Here is a 26,297-nt window from a genome sequence, read left to right on the forward strand (position 1 = left end):
TCGCACACTCCGCAAAAGCTAATTTATGGCTTTAACAGGTTGCATTGGCGGAGAGCGTATCCATGTCCCTTTCTTCAAACGATTCGACGTCGCCAGACGTGAAGGCTGACGGCCGGGCACGAAACCATCTCGGGTTTCTGGCGTTTACCACGTTATGCTTTTTTGCCGCGTCCAGCACGCCCACGCCGCTATATCACCTGTACCAGGAAGCATGGGGATTCTCTGCGGGCGTGCTTACCCTGATTTTTGCAGTGTATGCATTCAGCCTGCTGGCCGCCTTGCTGATGGGCGGTTCGTTGTCTGACTATTTGGGACGGCGTCCGGTGATTTTCGGCGCCTTGCTGCTGCAAAGCGCCTCGATGCTGCTGTTCATTCTGGCCAGTGATGTCAGCTGGCTGGTGGCCGCGCGCCTGCTGCAGGGTTTTGCAACGGGGCTGGCGGCCAGCGCGCTGGGCGCAGCCTTGCTGGACAATGATTCGGTCAAAGGGCCGTTGATCAACAGTATTTCGCCGATGCTCGGCATGGCCGTTGGTGCATTGGGGACGGCACTGCTGGCGGAGTTCGCACCGTTTCCGCTGATGCTGGGTTACGGCTTGCTGCTGGCCGCATTCATGAGCCAGGCGCTGTACTTGGGACGCGTCGAGGAAACCGTCAGCCGCCAGCCTGGTGTCTGGCAATCCCTCAAGCCATCGTTGCATGTACCGCTGCAGGCACGGCGCATGCTTTTGCTGGTCTTGCCGGTGGACATCGCCGCGTGGGCACTGGGTGGCTTCTTTCTGTCGTTGAGCCCGTCCTTGCTGGTGGCGGCGACCGGCTCCACCTCACCGCTCAATGGCGGCCTGGCGGTTGCGGCGCTGACCCTTAGCGGCGCAGCGGCGATTCTGACTTTGCGTCAGCGCGAGCCGGTGCTTGGCTTGTGGGTAGGCGCGAGCTTTCTGTCGCTGGGTGTTGCGGTGATACTGCTATCGATCAACCTGGGTTTGCTATGGCTGTTTTTTGTCGGCGCAGTGGTCGCAGGTATCGGTTTCGGATCGAGCTTTCTCGGAGCGCTGCGCATGCTCATGCCCCTGGCGCATGCCCACGAGCGGGGCGGGCTGATGTCGGCTTTTCTGGTGCTCAGTTATCTGGCCTTCTGCATACCGGCACTGGTCGCCGGATTCTTTGCCCGCTCGGCGGGGCTGGTGATGACCAGCAATGTCTACGGGGCAGTGGTGATCACGCTGGCGCTGATCGCGCTGGCCAGTCTGATCGTGCGCCGTGCAGCCAACGCAAACAAAAATGCCCACGCGTAGGTGGGCATTCCGGTTTGCCTGAAGTCAGGAGAGCCCTCAGCGCAGCTCTTTTACCATCTCGGACAGCACGGTCAGTACATCGCCGGCCAGTTGCGCGGAGCGCTTGCCTGACCAGCCGGTGACCGGGTCCGGCGCGTTGTCGTGATCCTTGAATGGCATTTCCAGGGTCAGTGACAGGCACTTGTAGCGCTCGCCCACGGCATTTGCGGCCAGGTTCATGTTGGCCTGACCGGGCGCGCTGCGTGGGTAGCCATGCGCCGTCTGGAAGTTGTCACTGACCTCGCACAGGCGGCTGCGAAAGCGCTCTTCAAGCTGGCGTTGCTGTGCGGTATATCCCGGATTGCCTTCGCAGGCGGCGGTGAATACGTAGGGTATTTCCTCGTCACCGTGCACGTCGAGGAACATGTCCACGCCGTATTGTTCCATCTGCTGCCTGATGAAGGACACCTCCGGGCTTAGCGCTTCGGTACTGTCCTGCCACGCACGATTAAGGTCCTTGCCGTTGGCGTTGGTGCGCAAGTGGCCATGGAAGGCCCCGTCCGGGTTGACGTTCGGCACCAGGTACAGGTCCGACTCGGTCAGCAATTGCTGCAGCACGGCGTCATCTTTTCGCTGGAGACGTTCGATTACGCCTTCCATGAACCATTCGGCCATGTGTTCGCCAGGGTGCTGCTGAGCAATCATCCAGATCTTGCGTTTACCCTCGGCACCGTCACCCTTGCGCAGCAGTTGAATATCCCGGCCCTCGACGCTTTTGCCGACAGCCAGCAACTGTGCACCGGCTTTTTCCTGCGCTTGCTCGATCAGCCAGTCATGGCGTTCACGGCTGTAGGGTTCGAAATACGCAAACCAGACCTGCGGCTGGTCCGCGGCCAGGCTGAAATTCAGTGCCTTGCCGTCAAAATCCGACGGTATCCGAAACCAGTTCTGATGGTCGTAGGACGCTACGGCGTTGTAGCCGGTCCAGGCACGGTTGAAGGTGGATTCGCTGGCATTGGTCAGGCTGAAGCCATAGGTCTGACCGACGTTCAGGCCGTCTGCCTTGAAATGAAACCACTGGAAATGCGCGCTTTGCGTGTCCGGCCGGATCGCCAGCCTGATATGTGCCGGGTCGCCTGCGTCGAGAACCTGAATGTTGCCGCTGTCGAAATCTGAACCGATAGTGAGAGTCAAGATAGGTGCCTGCTTGCGTAGATGCCTTTTCAGGCCACTACTGTACACCGATCGACATCGCGCCCTGCGACGTAAAATTCACTGCAGCGGTCATCTGCGCGTCAGGACATGGCCTCGGCGGTGACCATCAGGCTGCAGATGAAGGCAGTCAGCAGGCACCAGGCCAGATACACACGGCGCTTGCGTCGATGCCAGCCGGATGCGCCGAGCAACGAAGCAGGTGCCTGCAACTGACGCCACAGACGCTCGCTGTTCTGGAAGGCCGAAAGGTGCGCGGCATCGGCGTCCAGCCAGTGGCGAAACTCGATGCGTTCACTGGCGGTTGCCGCAGGGCTCTGCAGGTGCACATACCAGCGGCTGGCGCGATCCTGAATGGCAGCGCTTGTGGTGTCTGCGGCATCAGGTATATAGGCCTTGCCCAACGCGCGAAGCATCGCTCTTTCTACCCGGCCGATATCAACGTTCATGAAGCTTGCGATGTCGGCATAGGCCAGGCCGTCGAGTCGGCTGAGCAGGAATATCTGCCGGGTCCGGCGCGAGAGCTTGCCCAGTCGGTGACCGAGTTCGATGGCCTGCAGCGTGGGTTGCGGCTCGGGCAGGCGGGCGGGGAGGTGCAGTAGAGACGAGAGCTGATTACTCATGATGTATCGCTCGCTGATCGTCCATGGGAGTCTTCCTTGCGGTGTCGGGTAGCGTCCGTGACAAGCGTAGACTAGTGAATACGAGAATCATTCTCAAGTGAAAAGTCGCAGCATTTACTTTTTATCTGCCGCATCCAGGCGTTTTTGCCTTAAAAGCATGGCCTTGATCGAAGAGCCTTTGCTATGATCCGCGCCATTGCAACACACCGCGCAACACCCAGACTTCATTAGCCTGAAGCAGCGAAACCATAAAGAAAGAACCAAAAAAAGACCCGGCAAAAAGCCGGGTCAAAAACCGTGATTAGCCTGATGAGGAGATAATCAGGAAGCCGACCTAAGACTTCCGGGTTATCCAGCGAGCCTCGCGACCCGCTGATGCAATAATAATCATTATCATTTGCAAGTCAAATGTTTTTATTGCCCTCATTGATACCGATAATCCGCCGGCGCTCGCCTGGCGGATTTTCTTCCCGCGCTTTCCCCCCGACTCTTCTAGTCCAGCGGCAGTTCCGTGGTGCGCTTGACCGTGCTCATGGCGATGTTCGAATGCGCCTCGTGGACGTGGGGCAATTGCAGCAAATGATCGCGCAGAAAGCGTTCGTAGCTGGCGATGTCCTGAGCGACCACCTTGAGCATGAAATCCATCCCGCCGGCCATGGTGTAGCACTCCAGCACCTCGGGGTGGCCAATGATTGCCTCCTCGAACTCGGCCAGATAGCGGCGGCCATGGCCTGACAGCTTGACCTCGACGAACACCGTCATGCTCAGCCCCAGCTTCTGGGTACTGAGCAGGGCGACCGTGCGCTCAATCACCCCGTCCTCCTGAAGCCGGTGAATACGCCTCCAGCACGGCGATTGCGACAGCTCGACGCGTTCGGCGATTTCCGCGGCCGACAAGCTGGCGTCATGTTGCAGCAGGCGAAGAATCTTGCGATCGATGGGGCTCAATTTTGGCTGCATGAATTGACCTTGTTTTTTGTTCTGGTCGAAAAAAGCATGCTCAATATCAGCAGATTTGCGCACATTTAGAAAGAAAAAGCCTCTTTGCTGCTGGCAGTCTAGTTGCAAGGCTGCCGGGCAGGACCGTCCCGGCGCAAAAGACCTGACCCTATAAGAACAAGAGAGGTATCCGCATGTCCCTGGCTGATATTCGTCTGGATGATAAATACCGCCTTGCCACCGGCAATCTGTACCTGACCGGCACACAGGCCCTGACCCGCCTGCCGATGCTGCAAAAGCAGCGTGACGAGGCGCAGGGCCTGAACACCGCCGGTTTCATTTCCGGTTACCGCGGTTCGCCGCTGGGCAATCTGGACAAGAGCCTTTGGGACGCCAAGGACTACCTGCAGCAAAACGCCATCCATTTTCAGCCCGGGATCAACGAAGAGCTGGCCGCCACCGCCGTCTGGGGCAGTCAACAGGTCAACCTGTTCCCGCATGGCAAGTACGATGGCGTGTTCGCCCTCTGGTATGGCAAGGGGCCGGGTGTAGACCGTTGCGGCGATGTCTTCAAGCATGGCAACTCAGCCGGTGTTGCGGCCAATGGCGGTGTGCTGATCCTGGCGGGCGACGACCATGGCTGCAAATCATCGACCATCGCCCATCAGAGCGAGCACGCGTTTATCGCTTCGATGATTCCGGTGCTCAACCCCAGCAACGTCCAGGAGATTCTCGACTACGGCATCATCGGCTGGGAACTGTCGCGCTACAGCGGTTGCTGGGTGGCGATGAAGACCATTGCCGAGAACGTCGACTCTTCTGCGGTGGTCGAGGTCGATCCGTTGCGGATCAAAACCCGTATTCCCGACGATTTCGACATACCCGAAGGCGGTTTGCATATCCGCTGGCCGGACCCGCCGCTGGCCCAGGAGGCGCGCCTCAATACCTACAAGATCTACGCAGCCAGGGCCTTTGCCCGCGCCAACCAGCTCAACAAGGTGGTGATTGATTCTGCGCAACCCCGGCTGGGCATCATCACCACCGGCAAGTCCTATCTGGACGTGCGTCAGGCCCTCGAAGAGCTGGGCATCGATCAGGAACTGTGCGAGAGGGTCGGCATTCGTGTGCTCAAGGTCGGCATGAGCTGGCCGCTGGAACCGGTGTCGGTGCACGACTTTGCCGAAGGGCTGGACGAGATTCTGGTGGTCGAGGAAAAACGCAGTGTCATTGAAGACCAGTTGACCGGTCAGCTCTACAACTGGCCTGTGGACCGTCGGCCGGTAGTGGTCGGCGAGTTCGACGAGCAGGGCCGCTCACTGCTGCCGAACCTCAGCGAGCTGACCCCGGCGATGATTGCCAGAGTGATCGCCAAGCGTCTCGCGCCGTTCTACAGCAGCCCGCAGATCGAAGCGCGCCTGCAGTTTCTCAGCGACAAGGAGAAAGCGCTGCAGGCGCCGCTGTTCACCACTCAGCGCACCCCGCATTTCTGCTCCGGCTGCCCGCATAACACCTCGACACGGGTGCCGGAGGGCAGTCGCGCCCTGGCCGGTATCGGCTGCCATTACATGACCATCTGGATGGACCGCGAAACCGATACGTTTACCCAGATGGGCGGCGAGGGCGTGACCTGGATCGGTCAGGCACCGTTTACCGAAACCCCGCACGTTTTCCAGAACCTGGGCGACGGCACCTATTTTCACTCGGGGCACCTGGCGCTGCGTGCGGCGGTGGCCTCGAAGGTCAACATTACTTACAAGATTCTCTACAACGACGCGGTGGCCATGACCGGTGGCCAGCCGATCGACGGCGTGCTGCGCGTCGATCAACTGAGCCGTCAGGTGTTCAACGAGGGCGTGCAGCGCATCGCGCTGGTTTCGGACGAGCCGGACAAGTACCCGAGTCGCGAGGACTTCGCGCCGATTACCAGCTTTCATCATCGGCGCGATCTGGACAGCGTGCAGCGCGAGTTACGCGAGTTCAAAGGGGTATCGGTCATCATCTACGACCAGACCTGCGCCACTGAAAAGCGCCGCCGTCGCAAACGCGGCACGATGCCCGATCTGGAAAAGCGTGCGTTGATCAACCCGGCGGTGTGCGAAGGGTGCGGCGATTGCGGGGTCAAGTCCGGGTGCCTGTCTGTGCTGCCCAAGGAAACCGCGCAGGGGCGCAAGCGCGAAATCGATCAGAGCGCGTGCAACAAGGATTTCAGTTGCGTCGAGGGTTTCTGCCCAAGCTTCGTCACGGTGCACGGCGGCAAGCTGCGCAAGCCTGCGTTGCCCAAGCAGGTCGAAGCGTTCGCACGTCTGCCGGAACCGGAGCTGCCGTCGCTCGACAGGCCGTTCAATATTCTCCTGCCGGGTGTCGGCGGGACAGGGGTGACCACCGTCGGCGCGATGCTGGGCTATGCGGCGAATCTGGAAGGCAAGGGCTGCAGCGTGCTCGATCAGGCCGGTCTGGCACAGAAATTCGGCCCGGTGGTCAGCCATATCCGCATTGCTGCGCGTCAAGAGGATCTGTTCGCTGTGCGTATCGCCGCCGGTGAAGCACACCTGCTGCTCGGCTGTGACTTGCTGGTGGCTGCCGGTCCGGATGCGATCGCCAAGCTCGACAGCAAGATTTCCCATGCCGTGGTCAACAGCCAGCAAACACCAACCGCCGAGTTCACGCGCAATCCGGATGCCGTGTTTCCGGCCGAGGCCATGAAGCAGACCATCATCGAGGCGGTCGGCGCGGCGAAGACCCACTTTGTCGAAGCCACATCGCTGGCCACCCGACTGATGGGTGACAGCATTGCCAGCAACCTGTTCATGCTCGGCTATGCCTTCCAGCTGGGCCTGATTCCATTGACCTCGGCAGCCATCGAGAAGGCCATCGAACTCAACGGCGTTGCGGTCAACCTGAATCAGCAGGCGTTTCTCTGGGGACGTCGTACTGCACACGATCCTGCCGCCGTGGAGGCCTTCGTCAACCCGCAAAACAAGGTCAGCGAGCCGCAGCCAATGGACCTTGATCAGCGCATCCAGAGCAATGTCGATACCTTGAAGCAGTATCAGAACGCCGCCTACGCCAAGCGCTATCTGGCATTGGTGCAACGCGTACGCGACAGCGAATCGCGGGCGTTTCCCGGTCAGCAGCCGACGCTGACCGAGGCCGTGGCATTCAATTACTTCAAATTGCTGGCCTATAAAGACGAATACGAAGTGGCGCGGCTTTACAGCAACGGCGAGTTTACCCGCCAGCTGCAAGCGCAGTTCGAGGGTGACTATCGGCTGGAGTTTCACCTGGCTCCGTCGTGGCTGGCCAAGCGCGACCCGCACAATGGCTTGCCGCGCAAACGCAGCTTTGGGCCATGGATGTTGCGTGCTTTCGATGTGCTGGCGACATTCAAATTCCTCCGCGGCACTGCGCTCGATCCGTTCGGCCGCAGTCTCGAACGTCAGCAGGAGAGGTCGCTGATTGACCGCTATGTCAGCGATGTCGAACTGATTCTGCAGCACCTTCAGGCGCAGAATCGCCACACCGCCTTGAGCCTGGCACGTCTGCCGGAACGCATTCGCGGCTATGGCTACATCAAGGAAAGCGCCATGAAAGCGGCTGCCGTGCAGGCCGATATCCTGCGCAAGAGCCTGGAAAGCGGCGAAGTGGCTGCGCCGAAGCTGTATGAGGCGGCTGCCTGAGGAGGGCACTGCCGATCAGCGTGCCAACCCGGCGTTGGCACGCTTTTCATCACGCCACGCGTCACTGCTTGGCACCGCGATCATCGTGCGGCGTGGAGGGAATGACTACTGCGGCCTGAACAAATGAGCATGCCCGGCGCGGTACAGCGAGGACTCGCTGAAGGTGTCGTCGGCAAGCACACGTCCGACCAGAATCAGTGCCGTACGGCGAAAGCCCTTGGCCTGCACCTTTTCCTGAATATCCGCCAGCGTGCCAATGGCCCAGTCCTGATCCGGCCAGCTGGCGCGGTGCACCACGGCAATCGGGCAGTCGGTGCCGTAATGTGGCACGAGCTCTTCAACGATCCGCTGCAGGTTGTTAACCCCCAGATGAATCGCCATGGTTGCCCGATGGCTGGCCAGACTGGCCAGTTCCTCGCCGCTGGGCATTGAGGTCTTGTCGGCATAGCGGGTCAGAATCACGCTCTGCGAAACGTCCGGCAGGGTCAGCTCTACGCCCAACAGTGCAGCGCAGGCAGCGCTTGCGGTCACCCCCGGAATGATTTCGAACGGAATGTCCAGTTCGCGCAGATGGCGGATCTGCTCGCCGATAGCGCCATACAGGCTTGGGTCTCCGGAATGCACGCGCGCCACATCCTGGCCGTGTGCGTGGGCGTCCTTGATCAGATCGATGATCTGCTCCAGATGCAGCTCGGCGCTGTTGGTTACCTGCACGGCCTGATGACCTTCCAGCACGGCGCGGGGCACCAGCGAGCCTGCGTAGATAATGATCGGGCAGCTGCGGATCAGGCGTTGGCCCTTGACGGTGATCAGCTCGGGATCGCCAGGGCCGGCGCCGATGAAATAGACAGTCAATGAATTCTCCGGAGTGAATGAGCGCGGAGGAGATTATCCGCTGTGCGCAGGGCTGATTGCCAAGGCAAATGTGGCCTGCGCGCTTTTCTGCCGTTCGATCAGCAGGGTCGCCGTACCGTCTCCCAGTTGCGCCGCCAGGGCCAGGGCCGAACCCTCGGCGACGCCATGACAGCCAGTGTTCTGGAAGACCTGCGCAGAACGGTGGGTGAGGTGCAGTTCCCACGCTACCAGTTGCGCGGCGTTGAAGCACACCAGTGGCACTGCCAGTTGCCCGGCCAGCTCAAGCAGGCCGGGCTCGGTTTCTTTCAGGTCGATGGACGCGAGTGCGGTCACCTGGCCAATTTCCAGACCAAGTGCCTGCAGGCTCTGCTCGAGCAGGTCGCGCAACAGCGCAGCCGAACAGCCGCGCCGACAGCCCAGCCCGGCCACCAGTGCTGCGCCGGGTTGAGGCGTCGCTGGATCAGGCCTGATGCAGGTCGACATTGTCGTTGTGCACATCGTTTCTGCGGAACAGCCAGGCACTGATCAATCCAAGCGCGACCCAGAACAGCGCGTTGGTGAGCAGCGAGGCAATCATGAACTGCGCTTCCAGCGCCTCGGGGGCCAGGCTTTCGTGGACCAGCGGCTGTGGCGCGCCGAGCACATGCGGGACGAGCAGAATGGCCACACCCAGTGCTTTGAGCAGCCAGTTCTGACCGAACACCAGCAAGGCCAGCCCGGCGGCAGTCGATGCGGCGGCGCCGAGCCACCACAACTGACGCTGACTCAGCTCGGCGGCGGCTGTGCCCGGGAGTTCGGGTGGCAGGCCAAAGGTCGGGGCCAGTACAAACACCGCAAAACCGGCCAGCCCCCACCATGCGCCGTGCACGGTGCGACCTGGCGCGCGCAGGGTGTAGAGCCCGGCAAGCATCAGGGCGAAGCCCACCGCGACCACCAGGTTACCGCCGGTGGTGGACAGCACACGCTGCCAGCCGTTTTCAGGTTCCCAGGCCGCTTCGTCATGGGCATGACTGTGTTCGGCCATCGCGCCGTCCGCGTGCTGATGCAGTTGCTCGGCAGGTGCGTTTTCGTAGGTCTCGGCCTGCTGGATCAGCGGCACCACCCACAGGCTTTGCAGCAGGGTCAGCAGCAGGGCGGCGAGCAGGCCGGTGAAACCTGCGGTGTAGGCGATTCGCTTGAACATTGTGTCGCCCTCAATGGCAAGGAAAGGCAGCGCTGTGACGGGTGTCGTGTGCCGCATTGTGCACGGCCGCAATGTGCGAGAAACCGGCGAAGTACACCAGGCAGGCGCCGAGAAGCGCAGCGCTGATGGCGGCTGTCAGGCGTTGAGTGCGTGTGGAGCTGGGCGCGGCGGCGTGGCTGCTGATGGTCGACATGGCGTTCCCTCTTGATGATTGGCAAGCGGGCCACGCGCAAGAGAACCTGCCGGCAGACGCCGGAGGTTTCAACTGCGCCCGCCCACCGCGGGTTTGTCATTGCAAGCATATCGGGCCGGTCTCCGGGCTCGCGAGGGGCCGCGACGTCAGTGCGTCAAAGCCTGCAAGGTCACCTTCCCATGCCAGCGGCACAGTGGATCAGACCTACTCTCGCTTACCGTTGCGGGGGCAGCACCGGACTTGCTCGACAACACGAGCGCACCGGTTTCCCGTTTCACCCCGTGAGGGGCACCCGAAACAAGGCGCACAGGAGAGCATGGGCGGCGGGGCAGCGTCAATCTGAACGATTGACCTGTCTGCAGTCACTGCGTAGCCTTGCTAGTTCGAGGTTCTCCCTGGGTAAAACATCACCCAGTGGAGCTAAGACGGGAATGCGGTACATGCCGCAGCTGCCCCCGCAACTGTAAACGGTCATGTTCATTGCACAGCCACTGCTGCGGCGGGAAGGCGCAATGAATGCGTGTCGGCACGTTGTTCATTGCCTGCCGCACGCCGCCGTGAGCCAGGAGACCTGCCTCGAACGGGCCACGCATGCCGCGGCCTCCGAGAATTCTCACTACAACCGGGCGGGGTGATCCGGTGGCGATCCGATCCGCGTGTCATGCATGCGGTTCTCGTCCTGTTTGCCCGCCGCATTGCCAAAGGGCACCTGATGAAAACACTGGCCAAGCTTCCCGTCACCATCGTTACCGGCTTCCTCGGCTCGGGCAAGACCACCCTGTTGCGGCACATGCTCGACAACGCCGAAGGGCGGCGCATCGCGGTCATCGTCAATGAGTTCGGCGAGCTGGGCATCGATGGAGAAATCCTCAAGCAGTGCACGATCGGCTGCACCGAAGAAGAAGCCAACGGCCGGGTGTACGAGTTGGCCAACGGCTGCCTGTGCTGCACCGTGCAGGAAGAGTTCTTTCCGGTCATGCGCGAACTGGTCGCGCGCCGTGGTGACCTGGACCATATCCTGATCGAAACCTCGGGGCTGGCACTGCCCAAGCCGCTGGTCCAGGCTTTTCAGTGGCCGGAAATCCGCAACGCCTGCACAGTCGATGCGGTGATCACGGTGGTCGACAGCCCGGCGGTACTGGCCGGTACCTTTGCCGCCTTCCCGGATCAGGTCGATGCGCAGCGCAAGCTCGATCCCAACCTGGACCACGAGTCGCCGCTGCACGAACTGTTTGCCGATCAACTGGCCAGCGCCGATCTGGTGATCCTCAACAAGGCCGACATGATCGACGCCGAAGGTCTGGCGACAGTGCGTGCCGAAGTTGCCGAGGAGCTGCCGCCTGCGGTCAAGGTGATCGAAGCCAGCAGTGGTCGCCTGCCGATCAGCGTGCTGCTGGGTGTCGGTGCCGAGTCCGAGCTGCATATCGATGCTCGCAAGACCCACCATGATCACCACGACGATGACGATCATGATGACCACGATCACGACGCGTTCGATTCGATTTCCCTGAAACTACCGCAAGCCGATGAAAAAGTCCTGCTCGATGCACTGAATCAACTGGTGGTGCAGCACGGCATTCTGCGTGTGAAAGGCTTCGCGGCCATTCCCGGCAAGCCGATGCGCCTGCTGATTCAAGGTGTAGGGACTCGCTTCGACAAGCATTTCGACCGCGCCTGGCGTGCCGATGAAGAGCGCGCCACGCACTTGGTGCTGATCGGTCAGGAGCTGGATGCCGTGGCCCTGCAAGCGCAACTCAATGCTGCGATTGTCGGCTAACCCATGCATTTACTGAGAACCCAGCCCGGCGGTTTCGTACCTGACGACAATATTGCCGATCTGGGCCAGACCCCGGCCGAGCTGGTGATTCTCTGCAGTGGCGACTCCAGCCTGGCACTGCTGGCCGAAGCTGCCCGGCAGCTCCCCGAAGACTACCCGAGCCTGCGTCTGGCCAACCCGATGCAGGTCCAGAATCACGCCTCTGTCGACCTCTACGTTGATGAAGTGCTGCGTCACGCAAAGGTCATTCTGATTTCTCTGCACGGCGGTATTGGCTACTGGCGCTACGGCGTCGAGCGGCTCATGGAACTCGCGGCACGCGGCGTTCAGGTCATTCTGGTGCCCGGTGATGACCGTCCTGATCCGGAACTGAGTGATCTGAGCACCGTGCCTGCCGTAGAGCGCGACCGACTCTGGCAGTTTCTGCGTCAGGGCGGCCTGCAAAACGCGCTGCAACTGTACAACTGCATGGCCAGCCGCTGGCTGGACCGCGATTATTCCTGGGCCGAGCCTGCGCCGTTGCCGCGCACGGCGATCTACCATCCTCGCCTGGCAAGTGCGCAGCTTGCCGATTGGCGGGCAGACTGGCTTGCCGAGCAGCCGGTGGTGGCGCTGCTGTTCTATCGCTCGCACCTGCAGGCCGCCAATACCGGTTTCATCGACGAGTTCTGTGTGCGCTTGCAGGCGCAAGGCATCAACCCGCTGCCCATCGCCGTGGCCAGCCTCAAGGAGCCAGGCTGTTTCACTCAGGTGGAGGACTGGCTGGATGAGGCTGAAACCGAGCTGATCCTCAATACCACCGGCTTTGCCCAGTCGAGCCCGGAAGCGCCGCATCTGCGTCCGTTTCGACGCAACGTGCCGGTCATTCAGGCCATCTGCGCGCAGGACAACGAGCCAGCCTGGCAGGCCAGCGAACAGGGGCTTGGCGCTCGTGATCTGGCGATGCACATTGCCTTGCCTGAGCTCGACGGACGCATCATCAGTCGGCCGATCAGTTTCAAGGACCTGGCCTGGCACAGCGAGCGCAGTCAGTCGGACGTGGTCTGCTACCGCGCCCAGCCCGACCGGATGGATTTCGTCGCGCAACTGGCGCGGCGCTGGATCGAGCTTGCGCGCCTGCCCAATGGCGAAAAGCGCGTGGCGCTGATCCTCGCCAACTACCCGACTCGCGATGGGCGGATCGGTAACGGTGTGGGGCTCGATACGCCTGCTGCGGCGCTGAATATCCTGTGCGCCATGCAGGCCGAGGGCTATCCGCTGGCGCCGTTGCCGGACAGCGGCACCGAACTGATCCAGCAATTGCTGGGCGGCGTGACCAATGATCTGGACAGTATCGACCAGCGCCCGTGTCAGCAAAGCATGGCGCTGGAGGAGTACCTGGCGGCGTTCAATGAGCTGCCGCAGGAAAATCGCGATGCAGTGAATGCCCGCTGGGGCACGCCGGACACCGATCCGATGTTTCGCAGTGGCCGGATGATGATCGCCGGACTGCGCTTTGGCCTCACGTTCATCGGCATTCAACCGGCACGGGGTTATCAGGTCGATCCGAGCGCGGTGTATCACGACCCGGATCTGGTTCCACCCCATGGCTATCTGGCGTTCTACTTCTGGCTGCGCAAGGCCTACGGCGCGCATGCGGTGGTGCATGTCGGCAAGCACGGCAACCTCGAATGGCTGCCGGGCAAGGGCGTGGGCTTGTCGCGAACCTGCTGGCCGGACGCGGTGCTGGGCGCCATGCCGAACATCTATCCGTTCATCGTCAACGATCCGGGCGAGGGCGCACAGGCCAAGCGGCGTACCCAGGCGGTGATCATCGATCACCTGATGCCGCCGCTGACCCGCGCGGAGACCTACGGCCCGTTGCGTAATCTGGAACTGCTCGCCGACGAATTCTACGAAGCGCAATTGCTCGATCCGCGCCGTGCGCGCGAGCTGCAGCGTGACATTCTCGAACTGGTCCGTGAAACCCATATCGATCGCGAGCTGGCGCTGGGCGAGAACCTCGACAGCGACGCCGACGCGGCGCTCTGGCTGCCACGTCTGGATACCTACCTGTGTGATCTGAAGGAATCGCAGATTCGCGATGGCCTGCATATCTTCGGTCAGTCGCCGCAAGGGCGCCTGCGCATCGACACCTTGCTGGCGCTGCTGCGTATTCCGCGTGGTGACGGGCGTGGCGCGCAGTCCAGTCTGTTGCGTGCCTTGAGCAAGGCGTTCGAGCTGGACTTCGACCCGTTGAGCTGCGAGCTGGCCGAACCCTGGACCGGCCCGCGCCCCGCTGTGTTGCACGACCTGAGCAGCGACCCCTGGCGCAGTGCGGGCGATGCTCGTGAGCGGCTGGAGCTTTACGCCGCTACCCTCATCGAACGTGTCACGCAGGGCGAAGCGTTGACCGACTTGCCGGCTCACGATGATCTGGCCCAGATCCTCGACAGCCTGCGTGACGTCGTCGCGCCGCGTCTGGACGCCTGCGGCCCCGGTGAAATGCAGGGCATGCTTGACGCCCTGAGTGGCCGTTTCGTACCGGCAGGCCCCAGCGGTGCACCGAGCCGGGGGCGCCTCGATGTGCTGCCTACCGGCCGCAACTTCTTTACCGTGGATGTGCGCAACCTGCCGACTACCACGGCCTGGCGAATCGGCTTTCAGTCCGCCAGCCTGTTGCTGGAACGACACCTCCAGGACCATGGCGATCATCTGCGCCAGCTGGGCTTGTCGGTGTGGGGCACAGCGACCATGCGCACCGGCGGTGACGACATCGCCCAGGCCATGGCGCTGATGGGCGTGCGTCCGGTGTGGGCGACGGGCAGTCAGCGGGTCGATGACTTCGAGATTCTGCCGATCAGCCTGCTGGACCGCCCACGGGTGGACGTGACGCTGCGGGTTTCCGGCTTCTTCCGCGACGCCTTCGCCAACCTCATCAAACTGTTCGACGCCGCGGTGCAGGCCGTCGCAGCGCTTGACGAGCCCGACGACATGAACCCGCTGGCGGCCAGGGTCCGTGAAGAACGGCAAGGCTTCATCGCAGAAGGCCTGAATGAAGACGAGGCGGCGCGTCAGGCCGGCTGGCGGATCTTTGGTGCCAAACCCGGTGCCTATGGCGCTGGCGTGCAGGGTGCTATCGATGGCCGCCTGTGGCAGAGCCGCGACGACCTTGCCGAGGTTTACCTGAACTGGGGCGGCTACGCCTATGGCGCTGCTGATGAAGGTACGCCCGCGCGTCAGCGCTTTGCCCAGCGGCTTTCTCAGGTGCAGGCGGTGCTGCAGAATCAGGACAATCGCGAGCACGATCTGCTCGACTCAAATGACTACTACCAGTTTCAGGGCGGCATGCTCGCCGCTTCTGAAAGCCTCAGCGGGCAGAAGACCGCCAGTTACCATGGCGATCACAGCCAGCCAGACCTGCCGAAAATCCGCACCCTCAAGGAAGAACTGAACCGGGTGATACGCTCGCGCGCAGCGAATCCGAAATGGATCGAAGGGGCCAAGCGCCATGGTTACAAGGGTGCATTCGAGATGGCCGCGACCGTGGATTTCCTGTTCGCGTTCGATGCGACCACCGAACTGATCGATGATCACCAGTACGCGCTGCTCGCCGACGCCTATCTGCTGGACCCGGCGACTCGCGACTTCATCGCTCAGCACAACCCCGATGCCTTGCGCGACATGACCGAGCGCATGCTCGAAGCCCAGCAGCGTGGCCTCTGGCAGGAGCCTGGCGAGTATCAGCAGGCGCTGGAAGACCTGCTCCTGGATATAGAAGAGAACTGATGACCGTGTCTGATTCAACGATGAGCGAAACTCCGCATTTTCCACTGGCCGCTGTGGTCGGTGCCGACGACCTGAAACTGGCGTTGTGCCTGACTGCCATCGATCCGCGCATCGGCGGCGTGTTGATCGAAGGGCCGCGGGGCATGGCCAAATCGACACTGGCCCGCGGGCTGGCCGATGTGCTGGCCAGCGGTCAGTTCGTCACCTTGCCGCTGGGTGCCACCGAAGAGCGTCTGGTCGGCACGCTGGATCTTGACGCCGCGCTGAGCGAAGGCCGAGCACGCTTCTCTCCGGGCGTGCTGGCCAAGGCCGACGGTGGCGTGCTGTATGTCGATGAGGTCAACCTGCTTGCCGACCACCTGGTCGACCTGCTGCTGGACGTCGCGGCCAGCGGCGTCAACCTGGTCGAGCGCGACGGTATCTCCCATCGTCACGCTGCGCGTTTCGTGCTGATCGGCACCATGAACCCCGAAGAAGGTGAATTGCGCCCGCAGTTGCTGGACCGCTTTGGCCTCAATGTGGCGCTGAGCGGCCATACGCTGCCCGCCGAGCGCAGTCAGATCATCCGTCGCCGTCTGGATTTCGACACCGATCCGCAGGGCTTCTGCCAGCAGTGGCAAGCGCAGCAGGATGCCTTGAAGCTGCGTTGTGAACAGGCACGTCAGTTGTTGTCAGGCATCGAGCTGGATGACCAGTCCCTGGCAATGATCACCGAGCGCTGCTTTGCCGCAGGTGTCGACGGCATGCGCGCCGATCTGGTCTGGCTGCGGGCTGCGCGCGCTCATGCAGCGTGGCGGGGTGCCGGGCACATTGAGGAGCAGGACATCGAGGCGGTTGCCGAATTTGCCTTGCGTCACCGGCGCCGCGAGTCCTCACCCCCTCCGCAGAATTCCGAGACACCGCCACCGCCACCAGGATCGTCCAGCAAACAGACCGAGCCTGATAGCGGGCAGGGCAGTTGGGGTGAGTTGCCCGCCCAGGCAGTCACGACCGGATCACGCCGCGAAGTGCCGAGCTGGCCAAAAAAGCCCTAGGCATCCGTCCCCGCGCTATACAGGGGGCGGATGCCATTCCCCGTCCCGGTCGACTGGCCTGTGGCAGGCAGGGCGCTGTGCGTGTCGGAGCTGATGGCCCGGTGCAATGGTTGCCGACCTTTCTGCGCGGTCAGCCGAAGAGCCGCAAGGATCTGGTCCGTCAGCCGCGCAGCAGCCGACCCAGCGAATTATTGCTGGTGATTGTCGATGCGTCGGCGTCTACCCGCCGCCATCAGGCATTGAGTCAGGCCAAGGGCCTGCTGTCGCAGATGTTCGACGATGCTTATCGACGCCGGGCGCGGCTGGCCTTGCTGACCGCCAGCGGTACTGCGCCGCGCTGGCAACATCAGGGTCTGAAAGCCTCATCGGCGTTGACACCCTGGCTGGATGCATTGGGGGCTGGCGGTGGTACGCCGCTACCGCAAGCGCTGCAACAGGCGGCTGAATGGCTGGCTCAACGGCAAAAACGCTATCCGGCCGAACAGCAGCGGGTTCTGGTGCTGACCGATGGCCGGATCAAGTCGTTACCGGCACTGCCTGCATTTGACTGCGCCAGTTTGCTGATCGATATCGAGAAAGGCCCGATCCGCCTGGGAAGGGCGCGGGAACTGGCATCGAGTCTGGGGGCTGATTACCGGCACATCGATGAGTTGAAACTGGTCTGAGGGGAAAACCCCGCCAGGCCCGGCTCTCTTGCCGATGCTCTGCGGGGTTGGCATGCGCAGAGCATGGCACTGAGAACAAATCCCTGCAGGCGCTGCTAGGGTGGCGATCCCACAGGGTTTCCATTACGCCAAGCGGGAAGCCCGCTCAGTCAGCCATCAAGCCGGCATGGTCCACGGTTCGAGGTCGTAGCCTTCGTTGCTGATTTCTGCACGGGCCTGCTCCAGAGCGCTGGCCAGTTGGCGCTTGTCGGAATAGGTGCTGCTCGGGATCTGCTTGCGACCGATACGGTTGCTGGTGCGGTCGATCACCGTCAGGCTCAGTTCGCCGTTACCGTCCTGCGGTGCCCAGGCAACACACTGGAAGGGTTCAAAAGCGTGTCCAGCGATCAGAAGTGCATCGTTGAAGCGCAGTGGGGCGTTCATTGTCGTTTCCTCAAGTGCCCGTATCAATTCAGTCACGGCGGCGGGCTGACCGTCCGGCTGGTTACTTGTGTTGATGAACGACAAGGGGGCATGAGTCACACCGTTCAGTGAAAATATTTGCGAATTATTTTCGATGGCGTGCGTGCAGGGCTGACTCTGGCCGGAAGGTTGGACAGCTGGCGCGTTAATGACAGCAGGTTATGAGCGTTAGATCCAAACGGTACAACGCCGCGTCAAATATTTGCTAGGGTGATGGTTGGGCTCGCCAACAGACTGTTTATAAAAAGCTTTTAAAAATCCCTCCATACGCCGGGCGCCAAGGAATCTTCATGCATGGATCGGCCCCAACACGACGTCTGTTAATGCTCGACGGCGGTGACGACTGTCATCCATTGGTCCCTGTTCTGATAGAAGCCGGCTGGACGGTGCAGGAAAGCCCATCGGCTTCGGCAATCATTTCTGATTGTGATGTAGGCCTGATTCACCTGACGTCCGATCATTTTGAACACTTGCCCAGGCTCCAGGCGCTTTTCGTCAACAGCCCCGTACGCTGGATTGCAGTGCTGTCGGCCAGTGATCTGCGGCGCGAGAAAATCGGCGATTTCGTCTGCCGCTGGTTTTTCGATTTTCACACGTTGCCTTTCGATGCCGGCCGGCTGTACGCCTCGCTGGACAGGGCGTTTACGGCCGGGCACCCGCAAGAGCAGGGCGCGCCGTCGCAATTCAACGCGGAACCCGAGCTGCTCGGCGACAGTCGGCCTGTCCGTGAACTGCGCCGGCTGCTGAGCAAACTGGCGCCCACCGATTCGCCGGTATTGATCAGGGGCGAGCGGGGCACAGGCAAGGAACTGATCGCCCGCAGTCTGCATGCTCAGTCCTTGCGACGCGACAAACCCTTTATTGTGGTTGATTGCGCAGCGCCTGACGGGCAGTCGATCCACACCGTGCTGTTCGGTCATGAGGACGGCGGGTTTGATGATGCTCAAGAGCGCAGGGGCGGGTTGCTTGAAGCCGCAGACGGCGGCACGTTGTTGCTCGACGAGGTCGGTGAGCTGCCTCTGGATACCCAGGCGAGCCTGCTGCGCTTTCTCGAAGACCGGCAGATCGAGCGCGCGGACGGCGGCGAACCGATTGCAGTGGATGTGCGGGTGCTGGCCGCTACCCGCGAGGATCTTGAAACGGCTGTACGCAAAAAGCGCTTTCGCGAGGACCTGTATTACCAGCTCAATGTGCTGCAGGTCGGTGTAGCGCCGCTGCGCGAGCGCCATGGCGATCTGGCGTTGCTGGCTAACCATTTCGCTCATTTGTACAGTCAGGAAACGGGCAGGCGGGCGCGCAGTTTCAGTCAGGATGCGCTGGTGGCGCTGGGCAAGCACGATTGGCCGGGCAATGTCCGCGAGCTGGCCGGTCGCGTTCGGCGCGGGCTGGTGCTGGCCGAAGGCAGGCAGATAGAAGCGGCAAATCTGGGCCTGCTGGGTGAGGAGGACAGTGTCGGCAGCATGGGGACGCTGGAGGATTACAAGTCCCGCGCCGAGCGTCAGGCGTTGTGCGATGTGTTGACGCGCCACAGTGACAATCTGAGTGTGGCGGCCAGAGTGCTGGGTATTTCGCGACCGACGTTTTATCGGCTGTTACACAAGCACCAGATCCGTTGAATCACCCAACAGCTGCGATACAGCAGTCAGCGCCTGTTCGCGGCGCTGCTCCCAGTTGCCGCCCAGTACCCGATAAGCCCGTCGGTGATGTTCCAGCCATTCCCGGCTGGCGTCGAAAAAGGCCTGGCGTTCACCCAACTGCGGCTGGCAACGCTGGCCGTCGCTGATCCAGTCGACGCCTTCGGGCGACAGCAGCAGGTGCAGGTCATAGTTGCGGCTCAGCAGTTGCTGTTCGATCCACGCAGGGCAGTCGCCGAACAGGGTGCGGCTCCAGAGCATGTTGCTCAACAGGTGCGTGTCGAGTATCAGCAAGTTCGGCTCAGCGCCGCGCGCAGCGTCCTCCCAGGCCAGTTGGCCCTGGGCAATGGCCGGAATATCGACGTAATTGGTATCGCGGCCCTGCTGATCGATGAAATGCCGGACATATTCGCCGACCAGCAGGCCGCCGAAGCGGTGCTGTATTTCCGCCGACAGCCAGCTTTTGCCGCTGGACTCGGGGCCGGTGAGCACCAGGACCTTCATCGCGCCAGCGCCAGATCGTTGCGCCACTCGCGCCAGCCCTGCACCGCCAGCAGGGTGAACAAGCCATACAGCGCAGCCGTCAGGTACAGCGCTTTGTAGATGAACAGGCCGACGAAAATCACATCGAGCAGGATCCACAGCGGCCAGCACTGCACGCGTTTTTGCGCCATCCATACCTGCGCCACCAGACTGAACCCGGTCAGCGCGGCGTCCAGCCAGGGCTGTGCCGCATCGGTGAAATGCGCCATGCCGGCACCCAGTGCGACGCTGATGAGGGCGCCGACCGCCAGCCCTTTGAGCACCGAACTGTTCTGCAACGTGCTCACGGCTTTGACGGGCAGGCCGTCACCGTGCCGGGTCCATTGCAGCCAGCCATAGACCTGCAGGCCTGCGTAGATGACCTGCAGAAGCATGTCCGAATACAGCTTCACGTCGAAGAATATCCAGATGTAGATCACCACCATGACCAGGCCAATTGGCCAGCACCAGGGATTCTGCTTCACTGTCAGCCAGACTGCGATAACGCCGATGGCGGCAGCGAAGAGTTCAAGCCCGGACATGGCGGCTCCTTGGTGAGGGTAGTGGGAGGCGGGGCCGGCGATTGTATGCGCTTCTGCGCGCGGCGTGCAGCCTGTGTTGCGCCAGAGCTTACGTCAGCAGGCTTTGTGCGTGCAGGTCTGCTAGCATTCCGCGCCTTGCATTTGCGCGAGTTTCTTCAAGCTTCGTTCAGGCATGTGGCTGCATAGTGGCAAGCATTTTTTACACGACAACATTAAACAGCGAGCCTGCGGCATCGCTTCATGGGGGAATGATGGATCTTTGGACCGCTGCTCAGGCGTTGATATTGGGTGTTGTAGAAGGGCTGACGGAGTTCTTGCCGATCTCCAGTACCGGACATCAGATCATCGTCGCCGACCTGATCGATTTTGGCGGCGAGCGCGCTATGGCCTTCAACATCATCATTCAGTTGGGGGCGATTCTGGCAGTAGTCTGGGAGTTTCGGCGCAAGATCCTTGACGTGGTCGTGGGGTTGCCCAAACAGCAACAAGCGCAGCGTTTCACCCTCAACCTGTTGATCGCCTTCATGCCTGCCGTGGTGCTGGGCGTGATTTTCGCCGATACCATTCACCACTACCTATTCAATGCCATTACCGTGGCCACGGCGCTGGTCATCGGTGGGGTGATCATGCTTTGGGCCGAGCGCCGCGAGCACACCGTGCGCACCGAAACCGTCGATGATATGAGCTGGAGCGATGCGCTCAAAATAGGCTTGGTACAGTGCCTGGCGATGATCCCCGGCACCTCGCGTTCCGGTTCGACGATTATTGGCGGCCTGCTGTTCGGCCTGTCCCGCAAGGCGGCTACCGAATTCTCGTTCTTCCTGGCCATGCCGACCATGGTCGGTGCCGCCGTTTATTCGGGCTACAAGTACCGTGACATGTTTCGCCCGGACGACTTCGCGGTGTTTGCCATCGGCTTCGTCACTTCGTTCATCTTCGCGATGATTGCAGTGCGCGGTTTGCTCAAGTTCATCGCCACTCACAGCTATGCGGTATTCGCTTGGTATCGCATCGCCTTCGGCCTGCTGATTCTGGCGACCTGGCAGTTTGGCTGGATCGACTGGGCATCGGCCAAGGCATGACAGCGAACCGTGAGTCGCCACGGCCAGCCAGCCGTGGCAGGCCCCCGGTCCGGCAACTGCGCTTGAAGATCCTGGTGTCGTTGCTGCTGTGTGCGCTACCGGTCTACGGCACGACATCGCTGTGGCTGAGGCAGGTCACGCCGATTCCTGCGCTGGTCCTGATCGTCATGAGCCTGCTGGCGTTCGTGCTTTACCGGCATGACAAGCGACAGGCTGGCAACGCGGGCCAGCGCACACCGGAAAACGTCCTGCATGGCGTCGAGCTGCTCGGCGGCTGGCCCGGCGCGCTGTTGGCGCAGCAGGTGTTCCGGCACAAGACCCGCAAGGTGTCTTTTCAGATTGTGTTCTGGCTGATCGTGGTGGTGCATCAGGCGTTGTGGATTGACTGGCTGTTTTTGGGCAAGCGGCTCGGGCAGCTGTTGCCGTTATAGCTTCAGGCCGATCTGTTGCCGTTTCGGCAGCCTGCCGACCACCAACTGGTGCGAGCGGGTCAGCAGATCGCGCAATTCATCGGCGCTCAGCGTCTGCAGGTCTGTCACGCTGATCCAGTGCGCACGCGCCAGGTAGGGCGCAGGTCGTATGCCGGGGCGATCCACGTAACCCAGAAACAATTCCGCGTGGACCTTGAACGCCAGGTCCTCGCCGACCAGGTCCATGACCGCGAACATTTTCTTTTCGGCGACGGAAAAAACCCGCACGCCGCCCCATTTGTAGTCCTCACGCGCGCCTGGCAGTTCGAGGCAGAAGCTGGCGATGTCTTCCCTGTGCAGGGTCTTTTGCGGGCTCTTTGGCATGGGGGCTCCCTGGGTTCTGGCGGCGCACGGTAAGCTGTTCGATAGCCGCACGGATCTTCGATCAGCGGATTGTATGCTGCTGCGACACTCATTAGTGTGCAGCTTTGTCTTTCTCCGGAGTCTCGAATGTCTGCCGTGCAACTCGCTGATGGTCAACTGAACTACCTGCTCGAAGGCCCGGCGGGCGCGCCGGTGCTGGTGTTGTCCAATTCCCTGGGCACTGATCTGCACATGTGGGACAACCAGGTGCCTGCATTCACTCGCCACTTTCAGGTATTGCGTTACGACACGCGCGGCCATGGCAAATCGCTGGTCAGCGAGGGCAGTTACAGCATCGAGCAAAACGGCCGCGATGTGTTGGCGCTGCTCGATGCGCTGGACATCGACAAGGCTTTTTTCTGCGGTCTGTCCATGGGTGGCCTGATCGGTCAATGGCTGGCAATCAATGCGCCGCAGCGCCTGCACAAGGTCGTGCTGTGCAACACAGCAGCCAAAATCGGCAATCCCGATGTCTGGAATCCTCGCATCGAAACCGTTCTGCGTGACGGCCAGTCAGCCATGGTCGCGTTGCGCGATGCCTCGATCGCCCGCTGGTTCACGCCTTCCTTCGCCGACGCCGAGCCCGCTGCGGTCGACACGGTTGTCGGCATGCTGGCACGCACCTCGCCACAGGGTTACGCGGCCAATTGCGCGGCTGTGCGCGATGCGGATTTCCGGGAGCAGATCGCATCCATCAAGCTGCCGGTGCTGGTGGTCTGTGGCACGCAGGATGCTGTAACGACCCCGGCGGACGGACGTCTCATGGTCGAACGGATTCAGGGTTCGCAGCTCATCGAGCTGCACGCGGCCCACCTGTCCAGTGTCGAGGCGGGTGAGGCATTCACTGTGCCGGTGCTGGCATTTCTGACTGCGGAATAACCCGGCGCGATCCTCAGCCCCGGTCTTGAGGCACGGGTCACGGCGCTGCATACTCCCGGCTCTGAAAACGAGGTGGCCGGGTGTTTGATCTCAACGATCTGTTTTATTTCGTCCAGGTGGTCGAGTGCCTTGGCTTCGCGCCGGCAAGTCGCAAGCTGGGGATCCCCAAGTCCAAGCTTAGCCGCCGTATTGCCGGGCTCGAGGAGCGCTTGGGTGTGCGCCTGATTCACCGCTCGACCCGCACTTTCGCGGTGACCGAAAGCGGGCGTGACTATTACGCTCATTGCGTGGCCATGCTGGTCGAGGCCGAAGCTGCCGAAGAGGCCATCCTGCGTTCCAAATCCGAACCGCAGGGCAGGGTGGTGATCAGCTGTCCTCCGGCTTTGGCAGCGATGGGCTTCAACGAGACCATCGCCCGTTTCGCGGCCGAGCACCCCAAGGTTCAGATCCAGGTCGAAAGTACCAACCGACGCGTCGATCCGCTGACCGAGAACATCGACATTGCGCTGCGTGTGCGCTTTCCGCCTCTGGAAGACGACGGGCTGGTGGTCAAGAAGCTCGGGCACAGCGCCCAGCGTCTGGTGGCACGCGCGGATCTGGCGGCGCGGCTGTCGGCAACGCCTTCTCTCGACGCGCTGTCGACACTGCCCAGCCTGGACATGCCCTCTTCGAATCACGAGCACCGCTGGTTGCTGGAGACGCAGCCCGGCCACTATGCCGAAATACGCCACACGCCCCGGCTCATCAGCTCGGACCTGGACATGATGCTGCAGGCTGCCTTGCAGGGTGTCGGTGTGGCACAGCTTCCCGAGCTGATTGTCAGGGAAGCCTTGCAGGACGGACGCTTGGTAGAGCTGTTCAGCGAGCACCGACCCAAGTGCGGCATCGTGCATGCCGTGTTCGCCTCGCGCCGTGGCCTGCTTCCGGCCGTCAGGGGCCTGCTGGATGTGTTCGAGACTTCGTTCAAAGAATTGAGCCTCAGTCCTGACTCGCTTTATTGTTCTCTTAATAGAACGAACAGTCGCATTCAAGACCACTAATCATCTATTGCGATCAAGGATAGGATGCTCGCCACTTCATCGCCCAGTGGCGATTTTCTTATGGGAGCTACGTTTATGAATCTATTGCACCTCGACTCCAGCATCCTCGGCGATCATTCTGCTTCGCGTCAGCTGACCCATGAGGTTGTCCAGGCCTACCTGAATGCGCACGCCGACAGCCAGGTCACCTACCGCGATCTGGCCAGCGACGCGCTTGGGCATTTTTCTGCCGCCAGCCTCGCCGCAGCGGGCACGCCGGTAGAAGTCCGTGACGCCGCCCAGCAGCAGGAAGTGGCAGGCAATGAAGCCACCTTGCAGCAGTTTCTCGATTCGGATGTGCTGGTCATCGGCGCACCCATGTACAACTTCACCATTCCGACCCAGTTGAAAGCCTGGTTTGACCGGATTCTCATTGCAGGCCGTACGTTCCGTTATTCCGAAGCGGGCCCTGAAGGCCTGTGTGGCGGCAAGCAAGTCATTATCGTTTCCACCTCGGGTGGTCTGCACGCCGGGCAACCTACTGGCACCGGTCACGAAGAGCTGCTCAAGACGCTGTTCGCCTTCATCGGTATCACCGACCTGCAGTTCGTCCGTGCCCACGGCCTGGCGTATGGCGAAGAGCCGCGTGCCAACGCCATGAGCGCTGCTCAGCACTACATTCAGAACGAGCTGTTCGCGGCCTGATCAACAGCGGTCTGCACGAAACTCTACAACCTGCGCGGGGGTTCCCGCCGGGTTGTGGAGTTTTTTTGTTTCTGCTGCATGGCGACAGGTTGCAGTGAACTGCTCGTTGACGGGAGACAACCTTGACAGCTTTCTTACAGGTAGCGGGGCGGTTCCGGGATTAGACTAGGGTTTTCGCGCACTGCCTTGTCAGGATGGCGGAAACATTCGCCCTCGCGAAAAAACAACGGGCAGTTTATGGCCCGGCTTGTGCACTATTTCTGTTTTCAACACTCATATCTGGGTGGGAACGGCGCGCTGGAGCATGAGGCTCGACACAAGCGCTTGATGGATTGTCCGGACGAGGTTCCGGATTTGCAAAGGTTGGGCCTTGCCATGGTACGTCTTTGTGCAGTGATGCTGGTTTTCCTGCTCGATAGCCTTGTTTCGGTGCACGCTCAGGCGGATGAGTCCTGGAGCGCGGGCTATCATCAGTTGAGTTTCCCTGACCCGCTGGATTCCCAGCCGGTCGAGGCCATCGCCTTTTACCCGTCGACCGCCGCTGAGCAGGTGAGCACCCTTCATGGCTACCGCGTCGAGGCCGGTGAAGAGGCACCTATCGCAATGGGCCGGTTCCCGTTGCTGTTGCTGTCGCACGGCAACACCGGCACTCCGCTGGCGCTGCATGACCTGGCCACTTCGCTGGCGCGTCAGGGGTTTGTGGTGGTTGCCGTGGTCCATCCAGGCGACAATGATCGTGATCACAGCCGCCTCGGCAGCCTGAGTAACCTGTATGGCCGCCCGCTGCAGATTTCCGAAGCGATCAGCACGGCCTTGCTTGACCCCTTGCTGGCCCCCTATCTCAATGCCCGGCAAGTGGGCGTGATCGGTTATTCGGCCGGGGGCGAAACCGCGCTGATTCTTGCCGGCGCGCAACCTGATCTGCAGCGTCTGCGTCAGTACTGCGTCGAACGCCCGACAGACCGCGACGCCTGCAAGACGCAGGGTGAACTGGTCGCAGACCGTGATGACCTTCACGCTCAGGCTGATCCGCGGGTTGGCGCACTGATGTTGATGGCCCCGTTGAGCCTGATGTTCGGCCGTCACACGCTGGGTGATGTGCATGTGCCGGTGCTGATGTACGCGGGGGACGATGATCAGTTGCTGGCCATCGACAGAAACGCAGAAGCACTGGCGCGCAAGCTGCCGCAGCCGCCCGACTACAAGTTACTGGCCGGGGCAGGGCATTTCGTATTCATGGCACCGTGCAGTGATGAACAACGTGCGAGTGCGCCGTTGCTGTGTAACGACCCTGACGGAGTCGACCGTGAGGATATTCACCGCAACCTGAGCGCCGAAGCGGTGCGATTCTTCAGTACAGCGCTCAATTCGGCCGACGATGACCGTTCAGGCATGCAGACAGCGCATCATCAGTAGACACGC

General features: G+C 61.5%; 24 protein-coding genes and 2 riboswitches. Of the genes, 13 read left to right on the forward strand and 11 right to left on the reverse strand.

Translation table 11 applies throughout. The annotated features are described in order from the left end of the window. Nucleotides 1-62 precede the first annotated feature (62 nt). Entirely contained in the window at nt 63-1,292 is a 1,230-nt protein-coding gene (locus JOE33_RS24690; protein WP_025990956.1) for an MFS transporter, read from the forward strand. A 36-nt stretch (nt 1,293-1,328) separates the two neighbouring features. Here JOE33_RS24690 and JOE33_RS24695 read toward each other — a convergent pair whose 3' ends face one another. From JOE33_RS24695 to JOE33_RS24705, 3 genes are all read right to left on the reverse strand, one after another. Beyond that, nucleotides 1,329-2,465 carry a M14-type cytosolic carboxypeptidase gene (locus JOE33_RS24695; protein WP_010431644.1) on the reverse strand — a complete coding sequence of 379 codons (1,137 nt, stop codon included), beginning with the start codon at nt 2,463-2,465 and terminating at the stop codon, nt 1,329-1,331. Nucleotides 2,466-2,566: 101 nt separating this feature from the next. Next, nucleotides 2,567-3,106, reverse strand: a complete 540-nt coding sequence (locus JOE33_RS24700; RefSeq protein ID WP_010431641.1) for a sigma-70 region 4 domain-containing protein — start codon at nt 3,104-3,106, stop codon at nt 2,567-2,569. Nucleotides 3,107-3,598: 492 nt separating this feature from the next. Beyond that, the gene (locus JOE33_RS24705) at nt 3,599-4,066 is read right to left on the reverse strand and encodes an Lrp/AsnC family transcriptional regulator (RefSeq protein ID WP_002553253.1); all 468 of its coding nucleotides are present in this window, start codon (nt 4,064-4,066) and stop codon (nt 3,599-3,601) included. A 173-nt stretch (nt 4,067-4,239) separates the two neighbouring features. Between JOE33_RS24705 and JOE33_RS24710 the strand changes: the two genes are divergently transcribed. Further along, nucleotides 4,240-7,722, forward strand: a complete 3,483-nt coding sequence (locus JOE33_RS24710) for an indolepyruvate ferredoxin oxidoreductase family protein (protein WP_187625480.1) — start codon at nt 4,240-4,242, stop codon at nt 7,720-7,722. A gap of 105 nt (nt 7,723-7,827) precedes the next feature. Here the strand turns inward: JOE33_RS24710 and cobM are convergent, their stop codons facing one another. From cobM to JOE33_RS24730, 4 genes are read right to left on the reverse strand one after another with little or no spacing between them, the layout of a single operon-like run. Further along, complete coding sequence (cobM, locus tag JOE33_RS24715; RefSeq protein WP_187625479.1) at nt 7,828-8,577, reverse strand: precorrin-4 C(11)-methyltransferase; 750 nt, start codon at nt 8,575-8,577, stop codon at nt 7,828-7,830. Nucleotides 8,578-8,610: 33 nt separating this feature from the next. Further along, on the reverse strand, nt 8,611-9,060 hold the full coding sequence (locus JOE33_RS24720) for a cobalamin biosynthesis protein (RefSeq protein WP_032612701.1): 450 nt from the start codon (nt 9,058-9,060) through the stop codon (nt 8,611-8,613). Next, nucleotides 9,038-9,760 (reverse strand): CbtA family protein, encoded by a 723-nt coding sequence (locus JOE33_RS24725; protein ID WP_032612704.1) that lies wholly within the window; start codon nt 9,758-9,760, stop codon nt 9,038-9,040. Before JOE33_RS24725 ends, JOE33_RS24720 begins: the two co-directional genes overlap by 23 nt. Nucleotides 9,761-9,770: 10 nt before the next feature. Continuing rightward, a complete protein-coding gene (locus tag JOE33_RS24730) occupies nt 9,771-9,953 on the reverse strand; it encodes a CbtB domain-containing protein (protein WP_003342053.1) in 183 nt (60 codons plus the stop codon). Between the two features lie 95 nt (nt 9,954-10,048). Continuing rightward, nucleotides 10,049-10,264, reverse strand: a riboswitch (cobalamin riboswitch). A 58-nt stretch (nt 10,265-10,322) separates the two neighbouring features. After that, a riboswitch (cobalamin riboswitch) is annotated at nt 10,323-10,547 on the forward strand. A gap of 118 nt (nt 10,548-10,665) precedes the next feature. Here JOE33_RS24730 and cobW point away from each other — a divergent pair. The 4 genes from cobW to JOE33_RS24750 are packed head-to-tail and all read left to right on the forward strand — an operon-like array spanning nt 10,666 to nt 17,197. Further along, nucleotides 10,666-11,730 carry a cobalamin biosynthesis protein CobW gene (gene cobW / locus JOE33_RS24735; protein WP_010431114.1) on the forward strand — a complete coding sequence of 355 codons (1,065 nt, stop codon included), beginning with the start codon at nt 10,666-10,668 and terminating at the stop codon, nt 11,728-11,730. 3 nt (nt 11,731-11,733) lie between these two features. After that, on the forward strand, nt 11,734-15,498 hold the full coding sequence (gene cobN / locus JOE33_RS24740; protein ID WP_187625478.1) for a cobaltochelatase subunit CobN: 3,765 nt from the start codon (nt 11,734-11,736) through the stop codon (nt 15,496-15,498). Next, on the forward strand, nt 15,498-16,532 hold the full coding sequence (locus tag JOE33_RS24745; RefSeq protein WP_187625477.1) for an AAA family ATPase: 1,035 nt from the start codon (nt 15,498-15,500) through the stop codon (nt 16,530-16,532). Before cobN ends, JOE33_RS24745 begins: the two co-directional genes overlap by 1 nt. Nucleotides 16,533-16,585: 53 nt before the next feature. Beyond that, nucleotides 16,586-17,197: a VWA domain-containing protein gene (locus JOE33_RS24750; RefSeq protein WP_187625497.1), complete on the forward strand. Its 612-nt coding sequence runs from the start codon at nt 16,586-16,588 to the stop codon at nt 17,195-17,197. A gap of 156 nt (nt 17,198-17,353) precedes the next feature. Here JOE33_RS24750 and JOE33_RS24755 read toward each other — a convergent pair whose 3' ends face one another. After that, nucleotides 17,354-17,620 (reverse strand): hypothetical protein, encoded by a 267-nt coding sequence (locus JOE33_RS24755; RefSeq protein ID WP_003315350.1) that lies wholly within the window; start codon nt 17,618-17,620, stop codon nt 17,354-17,356. Nucleotides 17,621-17,949: 329 nt separating this feature from the next. On the opposite strand from JOE33_RS24755, the gene JOE33_RS24760 reads away from it, so the two are divergent. Beyond that, complete coding sequence (locus tag JOE33_RS24760) at nt 17,950-19,275, forward strand: sigma-54 dependent transcriptional regulator (RefSeq protein ID WP_096139092.1); 1,326 nt, start codon at nt 17,950-17,952, stop codon at nt 19,273-19,275. On the opposite strand, the gene JOE33_RS24765 is transcribed toward JOE33_RS24760, so the two are convergent. Then, the gene (locus tag JOE33_RS24765) at nt 19,252-19,797 is read right to left on the reverse strand and encodes an AAA family ATPase (protein WP_187625496.1); all 546 of its coding nucleotides are present in this window, start codon (nt 19,795-19,797) and stop codon (nt 19,252-19,254) included. The two genes, JOE33_RS24760 and JOE33_RS24765, sit on opposite strands and share 24 nt — an antisense overlap. Next, complete coding sequence (gene pnuC, locus JOE33_RS24770; protein WP_032612709.1) at nt 19,794-20,357, reverse strand: nicotinamide riboside transporter PnuC; 564 nt, start codon at nt 20,355-20,357, stop codon at nt 19,794-19,796. The genes JOE33_RS24765 and pnuC overlap by 4 nt, the downstream gene beginning before the upstream one ends. A 251-nt stretch (nt 20,358-20,608) precedes the next feature. Between pnuC and JOE33_RS24775 the strand changes: the two genes are divergently transcribed. Together JOE33_RS24775 and JOE33_RS24780 are read left to right on the forward strand one after the other, a co-directional pair. After that, the gene (locus JOE33_RS24775) at nt 20,609-21,439 is read left to right on the forward strand and encodes an undecaprenyl-diphosphate phosphatase (protein WP_003400617.1); all 831 of its coding nucleotides are present in this window, start codon (nt 20,609-20,611) and stop codon (nt 21,437-21,439) included. After that, nucleotides 21,436-21,870 carry a DUF1294 domain-containing protein gene (locus tag JOE33_RS24780; RefSeq protein ID WP_187625476.1) on the forward strand — a complete coding sequence of 145 codons (435 nt, stop codon included), beginning with the start codon at nt 21,436-21,438 and terminating at the stop codon, nt 21,868-21,870. Before JOE33_RS24775 ends, JOE33_RS24780 begins: the two co-directional genes overlap by 4 nt. Here the strand turns inward: JOE33_RS24780 and JOE33_RS24785 are convergent. Then, entirely contained in the window at nt 21,865-22,233 is a 369-nt protein-coding gene (locus JOE33_RS24785) for an MmcQ/YjbR family DNA-binding protein (RefSeq protein ID WP_010431097.1), read from the reverse strand. The genes JOE33_RS24780 and JOE33_RS24785 overlap by 6 nt on opposite strands. Before the next feature lie 126 nt (nt 22,234-22,359). Here JOE33_RS24785 and pcaD point away from each other — a divergent pair, with 126 nt between their 5' ends. The 4 genes from pcaD (at nt 22,360) to JOE33_RS24805 (ending at nt 26,291) form a co-directional block, all read left to right on the forward strand. Further along, nucleotides 22,360-23,151, forward strand: coding sequence for a 3-oxoadipate enol-lactonase (gene pcaD / locus JOE33_RS24790; RefSeq protein ID WP_187625475.1), 792 nt, complete (start codon nt 22,360-22,362; stop codon nt 23,149-23,151). Nucleotides 23,152-23,231: 80 nt separating this feature from the next. After that, nucleotides 23,232-24,191 carry a LysR family transcriptional regulator gene (locus JOE33_RS24795; RefSeq protein ID WP_058821904.1) on the forward strand — a complete coding sequence of 320 codons (960 nt, stop codon included), beginning with the start codon at nt 23,232-23,234 and terminating at the stop codon, nt 24,189-24,191. A 75-nt stretch (nt 24,192-24,266) separates the two neighbouring features. Next, a complete protein-coding gene (locus JOE33_RS24800; protein WP_010431089.1) occupies nt 24,267-24,875 on the forward strand; it encodes an FMN-dependent NADH-azoreductase in 609 nt (202 codons plus the stop codon). Nucleotides 24,876-25,250: 375 nt separating this feature from the next. Then, entirely contained in the window at nt 25,251-26,291 is a 1,041-nt protein-coding gene (locus tag JOE33_RS24805) for a dienelactone hydrolase (protein ID WP_187625474.1), read from the forward strand. The last annotated feature ends 6 nt before the right edge of the window (nt 26,292-26,297 follow it).

It is taken from the genome of Pseudomonas sp. PvP027 (genome assembly GCF_017833005.1).
GTDB classification, from domain to species: domain Bacteria; phylum Pseudomonadota; class Gammaproteobacteria; order Pseudomonadales; family Pseudomonadaceae; genus Aquipseudomonas; species Aquipseudomonas congelans.